The organism is Streptomyces changanensis (genome assembly GCF_024600715.1).
GTDB lineage: Bacteria > Actinomycetota > Actinomycetes > Streptomycetales > Streptomycetaceae > Streptomyces > Streptomyces changanensis.
The window spans coordinates 6,047,403-6,063,868 of the sequence record NZ_CP102332.1; the positions used below are offsets into that span (position 1 = coordinate 6,047,403).

Annotated in this window: 14 protein-coding genes; 8 read left to right on the plus strand and 6 right to left on the minus strand. The window is 67.0% G+C overall.

The genetic code is table 11. From position 1 onward, the window contains the following. Positions 1-9: 9 nt before the first annotated feature. From NRO40_RS26495 to NRO40_RS26520, 6 genes are all read left to right on the plus strand, one after another. Positions 10-912, plus strand: a complete 903-nt coding sequence (locus tag NRO40_RS26495) for an aminoglycoside phosphotransferase family protein (protein WP_257375528.1) — start codon at positions 10-12, stop codon at positions 910-912. Between the two features lie 61 nt (positions 913-973). Beyond that, positions 974-2,368, plus strand: a complete 1,395-nt coding sequence (locus tag NRO40_RS26500) for a hypothetical protein (protein ID WP_058945396.1) — start codon at positions 974-976, stop codon at positions 2,366-2,368. A 1,323-nt stretch (positions 2,369-3,691) separates the two neighbouring features. Then, the gene (locus NRO40_RS26505) at positions 3,692-4,108 is read left to right on the plus strand and encodes a hypothetical protein (RefSeq protein WP_257375529.1); all 417 of its coding nucleotides are present in this window, start codon (positions 3,692-3,694) and stop codon (positions 4,106-4,108) included. A 16-nt stretch (positions 4,109-4,124) separates the two neighbouring features. Beyond that, positions 4,125-4,793, plus strand: a complete 669-nt coding sequence (locus NRO40_RS26510; RefSeq protein WP_058945400.1) for a YdcF family protein — start codon at positions 4,125-4,127, stop codon at positions 4,791-4,793. An 18-nt stretch (positions 4,794-4,811) separates the two neighbouring features. Next, positions 4,812-5,111, plus strand: a complete 300-nt coding sequence (locus NRO40_RS26515) for a WbqC family protein (protein ID WP_257375530.1) — start codon at positions 4,812-4,814, stop codon at positions 5,109-5,111. Positions 5,112-5,131: 20 nt separating this feature from the next. Further along, entirely contained in the window at positions 5,132-5,527 is a 396-nt protein-coding gene (locus tag NRO40_RS26520; protein ID WP_257375531.1) for a WbqC family protein, read from the plus strand. A 229-nt stretch (positions 5,528-5,756) separates the two neighbouring features. Here NRO40_RS26520 and NRO40_RS26525 read toward each other — a convergent pair whose 3' ends face one another. Genes NRO40_RS26525 through NRO40_RS26535 form a run of 3 tightly spaced genes read right to left on the minus strand, consistent with a single transcriptional unit; the run spans position 5,757 to position 9,353 of the window. Further along, a complete protein-coding gene (locus NRO40_RS26525; protein WP_058945401.1) occupies positions 5,757-7,682 on the minus strand; it encodes a coiled-coil domain-containing protein in 1,926 nt (641 codons plus the stop codon). Next, positions 7,679-8,260: a hypothetical protein gene (locus NRO40_RS26530; RefSeq protein ID WP_058945402.1), complete on the minus strand. Its 582-nt coding sequence runs from the start codon at positions 8,258-8,260 to the stop codon at positions 7,679-7,681. Before NRO40_RS26530 ends, NRO40_RS26525 begins: the two co-directional genes overlap by 4 nt. Then, on the minus strand, positions 8,250-9,353 hold the full coding sequence (locus tag NRO40_RS26535; protein WP_257375532.1) for a DUF4297 domain-containing protein: 1,104 nt from the start codon (positions 9,351-9,353) through the stop codon (positions 8,250-8,252). Before NRO40_RS26535 ends, NRO40_RS26530 begins: the two co-directional genes overlap by 11 nt. Positions 9,354-10,019: 666 nt before the next feature. Here NRO40_RS26535 and NRO40_RS26540 point away from each other — a divergent pair. After that, complete coding sequence (locus NRO40_RS26540; protein WP_058945443.1) at positions 10,020-10,439, plus strand: very short patch repair endonuclease; 420 nt, start codon at positions 10,020-10,022, stop codon at positions 10,437-10,439. A gap of 114 nt (positions 10,440-10,553) precedes the next feature. Further along, positions 10,554-11,921: a DNA cytosine methyltransferase gene (locus NRO40_RS26545; RefSeq protein WP_058945439.1), complete on the plus strand. Its 1,368-nt coding sequence runs from the start codon at positions 10,554-10,556 to the stop codon at positions 11,919-11,921. On the opposite strand, the gene NRO40_RS26550 is transcribed toward NRO40_RS26545, so the two are convergent. The 3 genes from NRO40_RS26550 to NRO40_RS26560 are packed head-to-tail and all read right to left on the minus strand — an operon-like array spanning position 11,846 to position 15,896. Continuing rightward, positions 11,846-12,751 carry a DUF6339 family protein gene (locus NRO40_RS26550; protein ID WP_058945440.1) on the minus strand — a complete coding sequence of 302 codons (906 nt, stop codon included), beginning with the start codon at positions 12,749-12,751 and terminating at the stop codon, positions 11,846-11,848. The genes NRO40_RS26545 and NRO40_RS26550 overlap by 76 nt on opposite strands. Then, positions 12,748-13,752 (minus strand): hypothetical protein, encoded by a 1,005-nt coding sequence (locus NRO40_RS26555; protein WP_058945441.1) that lies wholly within the window; start codon positions 13,750-13,752, stop codon positions 12,748-12,750. Before NRO40_RS26555 ends, NRO40_RS26550 begins: the two co-directional genes overlap by 4 nt. Beyond that, complete coding sequence (locus tag NRO40_RS26560) at positions 13,749-15,896, minus strand: helix-turn-helix domain-containing protein (protein WP_058945442.1); 2,148 nt, start codon at positions 15,894-15,896, stop codon at positions 13,749-13,751. The genes NRO40_RS26555 and NRO40_RS26560 overlap by 4 nt, the downstream gene beginning before the upstream one ends. Positions 15,897-16,466: the final 570 nt, after the last annotated feature.

Genomic DNA, 16,466 nt, shown 5'->3' on the forward strand with positions numbered 1-16,466 from the left:
CTGTGCGACATGACAATCACGCCGGCCCCCGGTGGGTTCGACGAGTTCGAGATGTACCAGGTGCTGGAGCGGGCCTGTACGAAGGCTGGCCTCGACAGCCGTGATGCGCGTCTCCTGCGCGGCCACACCAACGCCGTTCTCCTGCTGGAGAAGGAACAGGTGGTGGCCAAGATCGCGCGGAAGGGAACGGACCCTGAGAGTGTTGTGCGCACAGTTGCCCTCGTACGCTGGCTCATCGAAGCAGGCTTTCCCACCGTCCCCCTTCATCCTGGCGATCAGCCGCTGATCGTCGATGGGCACGCTGTCACCTTGTGGACCTACCTGCCGCAGCCAGAGCACCCGTTGGCGGCCGGGCAGCTGGCCGGCCCCCTGAAGGCGCTCCACGCGTTGCCCTCACCTCCGATCGCACTCGCTGAGCACGACAACATCGGTGCGATCCGCCGCTCTCTAACCGCGGTCACGTGTCTCCCAGCCGCAGCTCTCCGTTACATGGAGCAGGAGGCGGACCGACTCGAAGCGGAACTGAGGCAGGTCCGATTCACGCTTGCCCCCGGGCTGATACAAGGCGACCCACAGCACCGAAACGCGCTGCACACCACCGACGGATCTGCGGTCCTATGCGACTGGGACACAGTGGCCCGCGGTCAGCCGGAATGGGACCTCGTCACGGTCGAAGTCCACTGTCGGCGGTTCGGTTACGGCCAAGCGCACTACCAAGCGTTCGCGGACGCCTACGGCTGGGACGTCAAGAAAAGCGCCTACTATCCGGTTCTGCGTGATATCCGAGAGCTGCGGATGATCACCACTAACGCCCGGAAAGTTAGACATGCTCCCGGATCTTTGAGTGAGATCCAGCGGCGGGTCGACGGACTCAGAAGGCGGGACGGACACCTCGCCTGGAACATCCTCTAGCGACCTATCCGCCTTCGATCCGGACCATTAGGGTCCATCCCGAGCCTTCCCTAGGAGACCAGTGAACCAGCGGCAGCCGCAGACCCACACCACGGCCGCTGCCGAACTGCGGGCCGAAATCGAAAAAATCGTGGCTTACATCAGGCGCGAGTACGAGAACCACTCAGAGGACGAGCCCTACTATCCGATCCTGATGCAGGGCGGTCCGGCTGAAGCGCATCAGCATCTCGGTTACCTCCACGGGCGCGCAATGGCGCTACTGGACCACGATATTAAGGGCGCCATCAAGCAGCGCAGACTGCTGCTTGAGCGGGCGCGGCGGTTGGGGTACCGCGACGACTCTTCTAAGACATTTCCACCTGCGGACACGGCGGAGACCAGTAGTCGAAAGCGGCCGGCCCCCCGAGAGGTCCACTTCCCCCCGGTCGCCAATGGAATTGACTATCTTTACAGCGTGGTCGAGCACCTCACGGTGCAGCCGGAGCCCCAGCCGCGCAACCTCAAGTACGCCGTCCTTCACCTGTACGCTGCTACCGAGGTTCTCCTCAAGGCCCGGCTCGGCAAGGAGCACCGGACTCTGATCTGGGCGGAACCCCAGAAGGCGACGAGCAGTAGCCAGCAAGCCCGCAGCTGTGGCGCCGAAGAGGCCCTGGATCGCCTCCGCGACGTCCTCGACATCGAGGTGGATGCCGAAAGTCGTCAGGCCATCGGGAAACTTGGAAAGACCCGAAATCAACTCCAGCACGACGGTCTGACCCAGGCGGCTCCCGCTATCGAAGCCCAGGCTGCCGAAGTTCTTGATTTCCTACTCGCCTTCATCCATCAGCACCTGGAGCGCGACGTTGATGCGGACCTCGGTCGGCAACTTGAGGTGATCAAGGAAAAGGTCGGAGAAATTAAGACCTACGTCAGGAAGCGCACTGAACGACTAAGTCGCACACTCCCTCCAGGCGCCACGGTGCAGTGCCCGGACTGTGATCGATGGACCTTGGTGGTAGGCAGCGACGCCAGCGTCACTTGTCACTTCTGCGACTTCACTGAGGATGCCGAACGTGCGGCTCTCCGTTACGCGGAGACGATCCTCGGCCTCTCGAAGTACCTCTCCGTATCGCAGGGAGAAGAGGAGCCGGTACGCCCGTGTGCCGGTTGCCCGGACATTGCCATGGTGGCCGGTGCCGTAACGCTTGATGAGCACCGGGCTGCAGCGGTCACGTCCGTGCATAAGAGAGAAGCCAAAGAACCGGATGAGGGCGGAGGCAGTCTTTTCGCCCCAGCCCAGACGTATGATGTGCAACCCATCCGCTACTTGTGCTTCAGCTGCGCGAGCGCTTTCAGCTCCGCTGAACTAGACACGTGTTCCTACTGCGGCTCACCTCTCCAGCGAGGACGGACCCGATGTGTGCCAGGAGTGCGAGCCCGTAATCTTCCGCTCTTTCTGATCCGGCCCCGCCCATGAGGTCGCTTGCGGCCGGCGTACGGCTTCAGCTAATCGTCACGCGACACAAGATCGCTCACGGCAGACAGGAAAAGTGCGGCAAGGACTGGAACAACCCGCAGAGGGATGTCAACGTACAACATCTCGATCAGCAGGCGCTTCCGCGAGGGGGCTCGCATGTTGATTACGACACCCCTGAGGAGGATGCTCTGTCCAAACCCATGCTTCGATCGCTTCACATTACGTCGCCTCTCCTCTTTGCCGTCGGTGCGATGAATGCCGTCACAGCACACATTGAGGAGAACCGGGGAGCACTCGCCACCGCACTATGCCTGTGCGTGTGCGCTGCCGGCCTCTTCGCGGAGGATCGGCTCCAGCAGGACCTGCGTCGGGATTCTCGCGTCCTGGCCTACGTAGCCGCTCACCCTAAGGCCCGTCTCGCCCGTGCTGCGCGAGACCTCGGCCTTTCCCCGCGGAGGGTCGAGGCGAGCCTCGCGCGGCTTGTCGCCGCGGGTCTCCTGACGCACACCGGCGAGGAAGAGCCGGTTCGCACGTACAGCATCTGCGCCTGAGGGACCTTCGCTGGCCGATATATAGCCGACGATCCCCGGTTTCCGAAACCGGGCATCGTGCGGACCATCAGTGGTGCGTACCGGCTACTTGGCGGTGGTCCGGAACGCAGCCTTGGTGCCCGCCGAGCTTCAGCCCCTATCCCGGCAAAGGACACGTTCAGAGCCCAAGGGCGCACTGGGCCGATCTCCCAAGGAATCCCTCCATGTCTCGATTCTTGTCGCCTCATGTGCCGGAGCCATCCTCGACACCGCGCTGGCCCGGGCCGATGCCGCGACCCACGTGCGTTTGGAGACGGAGCTCGCCAAGCTCACCGCAGGAGAGGGGACAGGATCGGCCGGCGGTACGTCGCGCGTCACCATCCCCCGGCCCCGGGCCCCGGGCGTGGGAGTACGAGTCCTGGACGGACGACCTCGAACGCGCGGTCGTCGCACTGTCCCATCAGAACTTCGCCTTCGCGGACGACCTGCTTCGGCGGTGGTCGTCCACCTACCGGCCCTCGGACTTGGACGAACGCGGCACGTACCTCCTCGCCCGCTCCATCGCCCTGCAGGGTGATCTCAAGCGCGACCAGGGGGCGGTCGTCGGCCCACTCTCCGCCCAGCGGGGCTACACCACCGCCCGTTCTCTCTACACCGAGTTGGCCACCCCGCGTCGTGTGGCGCAGCTCGACCTCTCCCTGTCGGTCGCCACCGAGATGTCCGGTGCCCTGGAGACTGCGGCTCGACAGTACGAGGACCTCGCGATCGACGTTATCCCCACGAGACCGTGCCCGTGCGCGCCTGGGGGGTCGGAACCGCCCTCAGCAAGGACGGCAACAACGACTACGCGGTCCGGGTGATGGAGGAAGCCATCCGCGAGTTCGAGGGCCTGGCCGAGCAGGACGACTGGTCCGTCGCACAGCAGAAGCTCGCCCTCGCCCACCGTGGATCCGGCAACCTCGACGCGGCCCTTCGCCTCATCGACGTGGCCCGCAGCACAGGCATCACCGATGCGCCGATGCAGCGGGTACGACTGGACACCGCGTACGGGCACATCCTCCTGTCCGACCGCGCGACCCTGGATGATGGGTTACGCGTCCTCGACGACGCTGCCAAGCGGGCGGCTCAGTACGGCCTGACCCACCAACTCCGCAGCATCACGGACATCCGGAGGACGGCCGATGGGCCAGCCAGCCCTCCACCACGTTGACCAGGGAGACGAGCGAGTGACCGACAACCAGCCGGCCATCAACGACGAGCAGATCCGCAACGCCAAGCTGGTCTGGGACTACCACCAAATGGGTCACGAGCTGCGTCCCGTCGACGTTGCGATCGGTCTCGGAAGCCACGACCTCGGCGTCGCGGCCTTCTCCGCCGAGCTGTACCGGACCGGGCTGTTCCCCACCCTGGTGTTCACCGGCGGCAACAGCCCCACCACCGCGAAGGTCTTCCCCCGCGGCGAGGCGGTCCATTTCCGCGAGCACGCCCTCACGCTCGGCGTGCCGGACAGCGCGATCCTCGTCGAGCCGAACGCCGGCAACACGGGTCAGAACGTGGAATTGTCCCGACAGCTTCTCGCCTCCGCCGGCATCACCCCGAAGTCGGTGCTCCTCGTCTCCAAGCCCTACATGGAGCGCCGCTCCTTCGCCACCGCCCGCAAGCTGTGGCCCGAGGTCGAAGTGCTGTGCGCCTCCGAACCGATGGAGTTCGACGACTACCTGAAGAGCATCGGCGACGAGACACTCGTCATCGACATGCTCGTCGGCGACCTCCAGCGCATCATCGAGTACCCGAAGCAGGGCTTCGCGATCGAGCAGGACGTCCCGGAGAATGTGCGTACCGCGTACGAAGACCTCATCCGCGCCGGCTTCACCAGCAGGCTCATCGGCAGGTGAAGCAGCCCCGGGGGATTGGTGGCGATCCACCAGCCCAACCTCTTCCCCCGGCTGAGCACCCTCGCGAAGCTCTTCGCGGCGGACTGCTGGATCGTCCTCGACGACGTCCAGTTCGCCCGCCGCGACTTCCAGCACCGCGCCCGGCTCGGCAGCATGTCCAACCCGGCCCGGCATCAGTGGCTCTCAATCCCGACCCACCTGCCCGATGGCCGGTCGACCCTCGTGAGAGACGCGGTTGTGGTCGACCCGGACCGGTCTCGCCGCCGCGTTATGCACATGCTGACCCAGTACTACGCGAAGATCCCGACTGGCCGCTGATTCGTCGTGAGCTGGACTCTGTGCTCCGCAAGTTCCACGGCTCCGCGAGCACGGCCGAGGTCGCAGAGGAGTCCACGAGAGCGTTGCTCAGACTGCTGGGGTGGACGGGAAGCATCCTGCACAGCAGTCGCTTGCCGGCCCGGCCGGAGCGCTCGCAGCGGCTCGCCGACCTGGCTGTTGCCACCGGAGCACGCGGCTACCTGTGCGGTACTGGAGGGATGCGCTACTTGGCCACCGATTCGTTCGCAGACCATGGACTGGACGTCGTGCCCTTTGTCCCGCCGGTCACGGATGTGTGGCAAGACGCTCGGGAAGTCAGCGCTGTACGAGCCCTAATGACGGCAGGCATTGCGAAGGTGACCGACGAACTGCAGGCCATCAGGAGCTGCCACCGATCGGGCAGGTGCTCGGCGTAGAGCGCCGGCCCCTCGAGTGTCAGGGGAACCGAACACCTTCCTGGCCGGCTGACTTCACCGGGCCTGCCATGGGGCACCGCTCGCGGCGCCCCGCCGAGTGGGGTTTCTCCACGCCTCCTCGTCGGTGCGCGGATCCTGGAACCGGACCGGGCCGCATCATGCTTCAACCCCGGTATTGCGACCGCGAGGCTGCTCCTTCACCGGTAGAAGGATCAGGCAGCACCCTGTCCTAGGGTGCGGCGTACACCGTGGGCATAGTGATCTCCCTGATCCTCCGAGGGTCCTTGGGCGGTGTCACGGCCTGCGTGCTGATCACCTGAGTGCCGGTTTCCTCGGCAGCCTCGGCCAGCTTCATCAGTACGCGCCGCACGACATTCTGGTCGATTCCCTGCTGATAAGGATTGTCGAGGAGGAGGAGGCCGGCGAAGGCACATTCCCTGTCCAGGTCTCGCTCCAGGAAGAGGGTTGCATAGCTGTACGCGAGGAAGAACAGGACCTTCGCTTCGGCTCCCAGAGCCTGATCCCAGGGCCTGGTGCCGACGTAGAAGGTGAGGTCGGAGTGCCTGATCGACACATCGCTCCTCACCCAGACATCGCCTTGGAACTCGGACAGAAAGCTGTTCATCCGATCGGCGAATACCGAACACCTGTCCACAGCCGACCGGCCGGTTGTCTGCGAAGCCGGAAGCTGATTGCCCAGCTCGTCAACGGCGTGCTGTGCGAACACGAGGGCATGGCGGGCCTGGTCGCGCCGCGCGAGGATCGCCTGGATGGCGGGGAAGGCGGTCAGTTTGTGCTCTAGCCTCGCGATCTGTGCGGAGAGCTCTTCCAAGGTTGCGACGAAGGGTGCGAGCTGGGCAGCCCGCTCCTCGTTGAGTCGCTGAGCGAGTTCGGTCTGCCGACTCTGAAGCTCGCCCTGGAGGGCGCGGGCGGATTCGAGGTCGTCGCCGGTGCGGGCGGTGACCTCATCGAGGTCTTCGAGCTCCGATCTCAGTGACCTGATCTCGATTTCCGCTCGACGTTTGCGCTTGTCGTCGTCGACGGTCTGAAAGCATACGTAGCAGGAGTCCTCAGCGTGATGGCGGTGCGGGTCGACCGCCTGCTCACAGGCCGGGCATTGCCGCACGGGCAGGGTGTCGAAGACTCCGATGGAGCTGATGAGGCGTTCCATGCGGCCGATCTCGGCGGTCACCGTTCGAGCAGATCGGCGATGCTCTTCAAGTACCTCAGCCAGAGCTGCCACCTCCTCAGTGGCCTGCTTCAGCTGACGCGTCACGTCGCTGTAGGCGGACGTGAGTGTGGGGTCGTACCCCGCAGGGTTGCCCGTGGGTGCGCTTCTTCCTTCGGTGATGCTCTGGATCTCGGTGGTCAGTTGACGGCGCCGCCGGCGGACCGTTTCGAGCTCTGTCAGCACTTCCTGGCGTGCGGCGGCTACGTGAGCGGAACTGCGAGCCAGTGGTAGCTGCAGGCTCTCGGAAACGGCAGCCACGGCCTGCACGGTGCTCTCCTGTACTTCACGGTCCACAGCCTGCGCTTCGTCGAGGCGGCGCTTCGCCTGGGCGAGGTCGAACTCCTTCTTCGCATCAGCGGTTCGCGTGCGGGCAAAGCCCAGGAGTTGGCTGACGACCGCGCGCCGAGTGAACTCCTGCTCCTTGTTGGCGAAGCTGATCCAGGACTCCTCGTTTCGATGGATGTGACGCAGGGTGTTACGGAAGGACAGCGGTGTGAGCTGGGTGGCCGTCGCGGGGTTGAGCCCGAGGGGGATATGCAGATTTGGCCAGCCCAGCTCGCCCAGGATCCAGTCGGAGAAGTCACTAACCAGAACGTCTTCGTTGTTGATCGCGACCTTGTTCATCCGGCCGTGGGTGAGGGAACGGGACAGTGTGTACGAGCGACCGTCGATCCGGAGTTCTGTACTGACTTCGACGTATTCGTCGGCGACGGCCGCCCCCAGGGCGCCGACGGGGTTATCTCTGTCACCAAGGCAGTAGTCGATGACACGTAGGGTGGTTGACTTCGAGCTGTTGCGTACTCCATAGAGGATGTTGAGCATCCCGGACTCGAAGTTGTACTCGTCGAACTCCCCGCTCTGATGGACCAGTCTGACCTTGGAGATTCGGATGCCGCGATCTGTTGAACGCGTGAGCTGGCTCATGGACGGATCTCCTGGTGGAAAGACGCGTTCGTGATCTCGTCGGGAAACAGGTCGTAGATCAGGTTCTTGAGGTCTGTGCCCGACATCGCCGCCAGATTCCCTCGCATGGCCTCACAACGGCGGACCAGGGGTTCGAACTGCTCCATGCCGGCGAGCCGGGCTGCGGTGGCCTTGCCGGCTGATGTCAGCTTCACGCGCTCTGGCGTGTGGCTGACGGTTACGGTGACGAGTTTTCGAGCGGTCAGAAAGGACAAGAACTGGCGGTATCGGTGGTCCCAGGGGCCGTACCGGTAGCGGATCATGGGGGCTTCGATCTCGGCCGCGTCGGAGGCGACGAATGCGCTCGGCTGCCCTGCCGTTTGAGGAAGCGCCGCATGGGCCCGCTCAAGGAAGCCCGGATAGCGCAGGAAGAAGTCGAGCTTCGCGAACTTCGTACGCCCCTCGATGTAAGGGCCAGGATTGTCACCGCACAGGTGGATGAGCAGCAGGAGACGCGATGCGTGGAAGTCGACGGAGTCATCGGGATCCCATGCCCTGTGGACAGGTGGAATGACCTGGACGCCGATCTTATGAGGCATCTTCGTACCTGTTCTGGCAGCGAGCGGTGATGTCGCTCAGCACAGCGAGGGCCTCGTTGATCGGCACTTCACCAGCGACGACCTCCGGCAGTTCGCACACGGCATCGATGGTGGCTAGGTAGGCAGGTGGACCGGCGTCGATTCGACCGGCCCGCCTCCTCGCTGCCGTGAGCTGACAAATCGCGAAGATCTTGTCGGACAGCACGTCGTAGCCTTGCCGCTTGCTACCCAGGCTGGCGCGCCGGGTCCGGCGGAACGCGAGCATGGCCTCGTGCTGGCGCTCCGCCTCGGCCTCTGGCACCCCAGCCGGCCGCAGCTTCTCCTGGAGGGTCATCAGCCGCTCCAAGCCGCCGTCGCGACGCTGGCCAGTGACCCGCAGGATTGCTTCTTCGAAGGCGGCCCGGAAATCCTCCACGGTGTGCCGCCTCGGGCGGAGCTCCGCGGCGCTACGCCCGATGTGCACGGAGACGAGCCACTTCAGCACCTCATCCACCTCGGTCACGATGGGGTCTTCCCCCAGGTACGTCCTCACGAGAGGAGCCAGGCGTCTCCGGGCCTCGTCCTCGACTTGCTCACTCGTGCGTGCTGTGACGAGTACGTCCAGACGGTCAACGCACCAACCCACGTCACGGCCGTCGGGGAGAATCAGGCCATCGAGCTTTTCGATGACCGCGTCCCTAGTCTTCTCGCTGACGGGCTCCCGCGTACCACCCCGCTCGCAGGCGAATTCGTAGAGGTCCTGAGCCGGTGTCTCGTTCACGATCAGGGTGAAGCGCGTTCCCTCGGGGAGTGACTTTCCGAGGAACAGCTTTCCGAGGTAGCTCGTCTCGGGCGTTCTGTTCTCGAGCTTCTTCGTAGGGTCGGGCCGACAGACATCCGCGACGCTGTGGCGCTTGCCTGCGCCTTCGATCGTCTTCACCTGCCGGTAGACCGGCTCGGTCCCACGGTGACAGAGGATGTCCTCCAGATCCTCCCAGGACACCGCCGTCCAGTGACCGTCCAACATGTCCAGGCAGTCCAGCAGCGTCACCGCGTCCTGGTACAGAAAACCGCGCCGGCTGCGCCGACCGCCGTCAGCAGGGGCCAGAGTCACCGGCGCTCCAGTCCTCCTGCTGCCGCACGATGTCGGTCACAGGAATGGCGCGGTTCGCTATTCGCATGGTCCCCCCATGACGTTCCGGAGACCGCAGTAGATCACTCACCGGCTTGGAACCGCAACGGTCTGTCGCAGGACCGAAGTAGACCTGCCCCGGCAAGCATCGGCCGGTGCCGCTCACGAAGGGCCACGGCTCCACTGCGTCGAACTCGGGGTCAGTTCGAGCCGCGCTCTACGGGCACTGCATGGGGACCAGAACTGGGGACCAGTGCAGGCTGCACGCACTTCCGTGAGTCCGCCATTCACACCGGCGAGTCGATCGGCGGCAACGTCGGTGGTGGCGCTGCGAGGGCTCTCTGGCGGAAGAGGGTTGGGTGCGCCTCGCTGAAGGCGCGTGCGTCTTGGGGACCAGTTGGGGACCACACAGTGTCCGCGACCTCGAACGGCGCAGGCGTAGATGCACGCTCTGCGCCCGGATTAAGTCCGCTATATCCAGAAAATACCCCCGACCCGCACATCTGGGGGTCAAGGGGTCGCAGGTTCAAATCCTGTCGTCCCGACAGCGATGTCGGATATTCCGAGGATCAGGGCCATCATGCGATGGCCCTGACGCATGTCCGGGCCGAGGCCGCGGCCGCATTCCCCTGGCGTCAGAATGGGGCCATGCCCGCTCTGGAGACCACTCCGAAGATCCGCTCCCGGATGAGCGGCCAGCGCAGCCGCGACACGGACATCGAGATCGCCCTCCGCAAGACCCTGCACGCCGCGGGGCTCCGTTACCGGGTCCACCGCCGGCCGCTCAAGGGAGTGCGCCGCGAGGCCGACATCCTCTTCGGCCCGGCACGCGTCGCGGTCTTCGTCGACGGTTGCTTCTGGCACGGCTGCCCCGAGCACGCCACGTGGCCGAAGAACAACGCGCTGTTCTGGCGGGAGAAGATCGAGAAGAACCGGGCCCGCGACAGGGACACCGACGCCCGCCTGGCCGAGGCGGGCTGGGCGTCGGTCCGAGTCTGGGAACACGAGGACGCGACCGAGGCCGCGAAGCGCATCGCCACCCTGGTACGGGAACGGAGAGCGGGCTAGATCGACGGAGTCTCATCGTGCCTTTCCGCTCTGCCGGCCGCGCTTCCGGGTGTGGCGGGGCGGAAGCGCCGGCCCGTAGGTCACACCGCTTGCCGCAGGCTAAACTTCCGCCACATGACCAGCTCGGATACAGCCGCTCGATTCCTCGAGCATCCATATGTCTTGGACCTTTTCGCCGGTCCGGGCGGTCTCGACGTGGCCGCGCACGTGCTCGACGTGCCCTCGCTGGGCATCGAGTGGGACAAGGACGCCTGTGAGACGCGCTACGCGGCCGGTCTCCCCACGTGGCACGCGGACGTCAGCGCGGTGCGTCGGGAGAGGTTCCACGAACTGCCCGGCGGGCTGAACGTACTGGCCGGCGGTCCGCCGTGCCAGACGTACTCGGTGGCGGGCAGTGGCGCGGGGCGCCAAGCCCTCGACGAGGTCAAGAAACTCATCCGCGCCCTGGTGAACGGTGCCGGCGAGGCAGAGGTCGACGAGCAGCTGGAGAAGCTGGGCAGCGACCCCAGGACCGCCCTGGTCCTGGAACCCCTCCGTTACGCGATCAAGGCCCTCGGGTGCCCGAACCGGGAGGGACGCCCCTTCGACGTGATCGTCTTGGAGCAGGTGCCCGCGGTCAAGGCTCTCTGGGACGTGTACAGGGAGGCCCTGCAGATCGGGCTGCCCCGTGCGAGCGGGGCGCGGGTGCGCTACAAGGTCGCCGACGTCAAGACGCTGCCCACCGAGGCATACGGCGTTCCCCAGACCCGCCGTCGTACGATCCTGATCGCGCGGCTCGAGGAGCACGGCACTCCTGCGCTGCCCCGCCGCACCCACCACGTCTACAACCCGCACAAGCCGCAGCAGGGTGGCCCCGAGGACGTGAAAGCCGTGGCGCAGGCCGTCCAGGCCGCACTGCCCATGGAGGGAGCCGAGGCCCCGCCCAGGCCCTGGGTCTCCATGGGGGAGGTGCTCGCGGCAACGGAGCGGAGGCCCGACGGCAGGAAGCCGCCGTTCGAGATCGTGTCGAACTACGGCAGTGGCGGTGATCCGAAGAAGCGCGGCGTGCGCACGAGCACACAGCCTTCCTTCACCGTGACGGGAAAGGTCTCCCGTAACGCCGTCCGGCACCCGGACGGTACCCCACACACGCCGGACCGCATGACCATCCCCGAGGCCGGCATCCTCCAGACCTTCCCGCCCAACTACCCATGGTCGGGAGGGGACAAGTCGCAGCAGGTGGGCAATGCCGTGCCCCCGCTGTTCGGGATGCACGTGCTCGCGGCGGCGCTGGCGCTGCCGCTCCCGCCGGAGGAGAAGCTGCGGGAGGACTGGCCCAATGCCGCCGACGAGGAGCGCGCCACCCTCCGCAAGGAGGGCTGCGGCGCTCCGGACGGTTGTGGACCCAACTGCCCGAGGCCGGAGGGTCAGTCCCTTCCCGCGCCGTCCTCCGTCTCCTCGCGTCCCCGGACCGGCGCGTCCGCGAAGAGGTCGGCGAAGTAGGCGACAAGGGTGTCCACGGAGGCTTCCGGTGCCGGTTCCTCGTCGGGGCCGGTCGGCAGCGCGGTCCGTGACACCTGACGGGCGGTCTCGCCCTCGTCGATCCACTCGAGCAGTCGGCGGGAGTCCCGGTCCGTGTCGGGGGCGATCACGTCGTACATCAGCGTCGCGGCGGACGCGTTGACCGCTCCGGCCAGGGCGTTCGCCTCACGTCCGCCGGTGATCACTCCTTTCGTGACCAGTCGGACGATCGCCTGGGCGGTCGGGCGGTGGTTGATCACGGACATGCGCAGGGCGGTGTTGAGGATGTCCTGGTTGCCGCACGCCGTGACGACGGGGCCGTAGTCCGAGCCGTCACGGAAGAGTTCGGCCGCCCACCAGAGACGGGCGAAGGCCTGCTTGTGGTACGGCCCACGGAAACGCTCGGTCGCCACCCTGGCGACCGTCCCGTCCTTCGGGGGATCGGGGAGGTGCCGCCAGATCACGTAGTCCGGGGCGACGCCGAGGGCGAGGTGGTTCCACAGGCCGGGGTCGGCCGCCTCGCGGCGGGTGAGCCGCAGGGCCGCGTGGAGACGGGGGGCGAGCCAGGCGTCGGCCTGGGTGACCTTGAGGTCTTCGTGCCGGCAGTACGCCATGGCGTCCTCGGCCAGGTCCCGGACGGGCAGCAGATCACCGCGGCGGTCGGTGTGCGAGAGCGGTTCGGTGACCTGGTTGAGCCTGATGCTCGGCACGTCCTCGCGGCCGGTCAGCAGCCCTTCGCTGAGGAACCCCACCGCCTCGGCGTTGGGCAGCAGCGCGAGGCGCTCCGGGAGGTGATCGGGCCGGCCGGTCATGCGTCGTCCCCCTGCGTGAGTCGTTCCAGGTCGCGGATGGTGGTGGAGAGCGCCCGGGGGACGCCTGCGCGTCGTGAGGCGGCGAAGTGGATGCGGGACTGCAGCTCCCCCCATCCGGTAGCGGAGGCTCCGGTGCGGGCCGCGTGGACCTCGCGCAGGGCGTCCTCCGGCTCGCGGTCCGGGTACATGTCGGGGAGCATCTCCCGCAGCACGTCGCCTTGCCACCCGTGCGGGAAGAGCGGCGTGCCGTCGTCCTCGATCTCCAGGTCGCCGACGGCGGAGTGGAAGACGGCGGTCCAGACCTCGGAGCACATCTGGGCGAGAAGGACCTCCCGGACGGTCTTCTCCGCGCCGTTCCCGCCGTCCGCGCCGATCAGGTCGCCCAACCCGTCGAAGTCGGTGTTGACGCGCACGACGGGGATCCGCCCGGTCGTGTCGACCACCCAGGGGGCTTCCTTGAAGCGCTGGAGCCGGCCCGCCCCGGAGGCGAACCCGACCATCTTCACATCGAGTTCGCGGGCGAGAGAGGGGGTCGCCTCGATGACGTCCACGAACCACTCCGCGTCGGCGGTCGCGATCACGCGCCCGGCGACACCGTCCACGGTGGCCACCACGTGGAGGGCGAGGGAGGCGCGGTCGAGGAGGTCGCATCGGTGGACGTGCAGCTCGGCGGTACGTGTGCGGCCGTCGTCGGAGACGGGGGACAGCTCCACGGCGGTGCGGGTATTGGTGGCGCGCTCGGTGAGCACGGCGACCACTTCGACGTCCTGCCAGGGCCCTGTGGGATCCATCGCCTTGGCGGGGAGGACGGCGGAGAGGTGGAGGCGGGCCTGCGTCCAGTCGGGGCGGTCCTCGTCCGGTCCGAGGGCCACGACGCGCTCGACGGTGGAGACGTACTTGCTCTCCACATCCTCCCAGGGCTCGCCCTCGACCTTGAGCTGTGCCTTGTCCACGCGCCAGGAGACGTTGCCGGTGAGCCGCCGGTAGGGGTAGACCTTCACGCCTGCTCCCCCTTCCCGGTGCGGATTTCGACGACCAGCCCGGTGAGTTGGGCCCGGACCGGGTGGCGCGACACGTCGGTGACGCCCCGGAAGACGGCCTTGCGGCTGCCAGGGGTGAGATGCAGGACCCCGTCGACGACCTCGCAGCCGCTGACGGCGACAAGGTCCTTCCAGGGCGCGGGAGGACGGGGGCCGGAGCGCACGTCGAACTTGGCGACCGGCGTGACCGGTCGGTCCGTGTCGACGCCCGGCGACACCCGGAGGTCGACGGTGACCGACCAGGCTCCGGTCTCGTCGACCAGCGCGTCCACGTTGTCCAGCTCGGGCAGGGCCGCGGACCCGGAGGGGCGCGCCTTCTTCTGCGTACCGCCGCCCACCTTGAGCCGGCCTGCGATCTTGGCCTCGCCGCCGTTGCGGCGCTTGGCCCGGGGCACGGCGACCAGGTCGCGGACCGTGCTGTTGGCGGCCGTGGTCAGGGCGGCGATGCGCCGGTGCGCGGAGGGGGAGTAACTGAGGCGGAGCTCCTCGGTCTGGCCCCACTTGTTGTGCTCGGGAGGCTCGGACGCGCGGAGGAACTCCTCCGCGGCCTCGGCGCCCGGTGCGTCCTGACCCGCGGCCCGGCCGGTGAGGAGGATGGCCTGGAAAGGGTTGGTGCCGATCGGCACGTTGGTGACGGCGCTGTCCTTGACCGTCATGCGGTTGCCCCGCATGGAGACGAGCCGGTTGGGGCGGCCGTCGGCGTCCTCCGCGTGGGTGACCAGGAGCACCGCCTCGTGGGGCACCCCGCCGCGCACCTGGCCGCCGCGCAGGGGCACGTTGAGCGCCACGGTGGCGCGTGCGACCTGTCCGGGGGCGGTCAGACGGTCGACGGTGTCGCCCTCGAGGAAGGCGCGCAGGGCGCGGGTGCGGGAGGGCTGGGTGAGTGAGGGGTCCACGTGTTCCTCGGCGATGAGGACCTCGCCGTTGCGGTATGTGCGGACGGACGCCTCCAGGTACGGCTTGTGGTCGCCGCCGCCGGTCATCGCGGCCCAGAAGTTGCGGCCGAGCGCGTCGACGAGTCGGGCGTGCATCCGGTGGACGGAGTCGTCGTCCTGGGTGGTGTCCTCCTCGTCGAACGTGCCGGTGACCGGGGCCAGGCTGGCGACGTCATGGGCGCCGACGATGAGGAAGGAGGTGCCGGGTGCCCCACTCTCGCGGGTGAGGTGGAGGTTGTCGACGGTCTCCTCGTCGGCCCACCACGAGCGGGCCACGTCGGCGGTCCTGGCGTCCGGGTCGGGACGCCCGAACCAGGCCGGGCCCGCGAACTCCCGACCACCGACCTCGCGCCAAGGGAGGTCGAGCCGGCCGATCAGACGGCGCTCGGTACGGCCCTCGTGGGGTTCGGAAAGGGTGGAGTTGATCAGTACGAGGCCGAGCCGGCTGGTGGCCCAGAGCGTGGCCTTGCCCAGACCGTAGGAGCCACCCGCCCCCGGGTCCTTCTTGTGACTGTCGAGTTGCCGGCGGACGACTGCGGCGAAGAGCCCGTTGTCGTAGTCGCCGCCGGTCAGACCTGTGGCGTTGTAATCGTCGACGCGGAGCAATACCAGGCGGTCGTGCTGGTACATGTCGCGCAGCCCGGCCGCGATCGTGCGGGAGACCTTGCCCTGCCGGCCGTCGTCGGCGGTCAGGGCCTCGTAGTGGGGGAGGAGTTGCTCCCAGTCGATGGCCTCCCGGAAGCGGGCGAGGGCCTCACCGGTCAGCTCGTGGAGGATGTAGCGGATCCGGACAGGCTCGGCCGGATCGAGGCGCGCGTCGAGACTGTTCTGGGTGGTCTCGCGGGCGAGGACCGAGACGTCGGCCTCGAAGGCGAAGGCGGCGGCGTTGCCGTACTCGCGCCCGCCATCGGCGTGGGCCGGCCGGTGGTACCAGGAGACGGGCAAACCCACTTGGGCATCGGCGCTGCGGGTGTGGATGGTCTCCAGGTCGGTCTCCAGCACCTCCGCGATACGCCGGATCGTCTCGTCCCGGGGGACCGAACGGCCCACGATCCACGCCGATACGGCAGCCCGGGTCATGCCCAGTTCCTCCGCCAGATCGGTCTGGCTCTTCCTGGCGTTCCTGAGCTGGCGCGCCAACCAGGGGCCGAAGTCCTCAGCCGCCTCCACGTCCCACCCGCTTCCACTCGCCTGCCTCGTCCATGACGGTGAGCGCCACCGTACCCCACTGCTGTTGACGACGTGCTCTGTTGTCAAAAGTTCTTTGACAGCTTGGGGATCGACCGAAGTTCACTGTCAGGGCGCACAGAAGTGGAATCCGAAATTCCCCTCAGGTCGCGGGTAATTGTCCTGAACTGTCCGCCTGGGTGTGAACGGGATCGGCGGTGGAACGTCTCTTGCGTCCCGGCCGTGGCTCGTGGTTGAGTGCCACCTCGGCTGCACCCGACGCAACAACAACTGCCTTTTGCCGGGGCACAGTTGTGCGCTTTTCCCGTCTCTTTCCGGAGCCCTCGCGAGCCTGCAGGCGCTCCGTTCCCGCCCCTGCACCACCTCGCACCTCTCCCTCGCGTCATTCCGCACAGTGAAAGCGCAGGTACCTCGGTGTTCTTGCAAGAGCCGCAGTGCGGCCACCTGCGCGACTTCGCCAGGTTGAGCGGCCGATCGCGTAACGGCCGTAAGCACGCGCCATTTTGACGATCCATCGGCTCCGAGTGGAGGCTGGCACCTTGACCGCCCGAT

What these genes read in the sequence shown, in the direction of transcription:
- NRO40_RS26495 (WP_257375528.1), top strand. Translation starts at nt 10, where the DNA reads ATGACAATCACGCCGGCCCCCGGTGGGTTCGACGAGTTCGAGATGTAC.
- NRO40_RS26525 (WP_058945401.1), bottom strand. Translation starts at nt 7,682, where the DNA reads ATGAGCCAGCTCACGCGTTCAACAGATCGCGGCATCCGAATCTCCAAG.
- NRO40_RS26530 (WP_058945402.1), bottom strand. Translation starts at nt 8,260, where the DNA reads ATGCCTCATAAGATCGGCGTCCAGGTCATTCCACCTGTCCACAGGGCA.
- NRO40_RS26540 (WP_058945443.1), top strand. Translation starts at nt 10,020, where the DNA reads ATGCCCGCTCTGGAGACCACTCCGAAGATCCGCTCCCGGATGAGCGGC.
- NRO40_RS26545 (WP_058945439.1), top strand. Translation starts at nt 10,554, where the DNA reads ATGACCAGCTCGGATACAGCCGCTCGATTCCTCGAGCATCCATATGTC.
- NRO40_RS26550 (WP_058945440.1), bottom strand. Translation starts at nt 12,751, where the DNA reads ATGACCGGCCGGCCCGATCACCTCCCGGAGCGCCTCGCGCTGCTGCCC.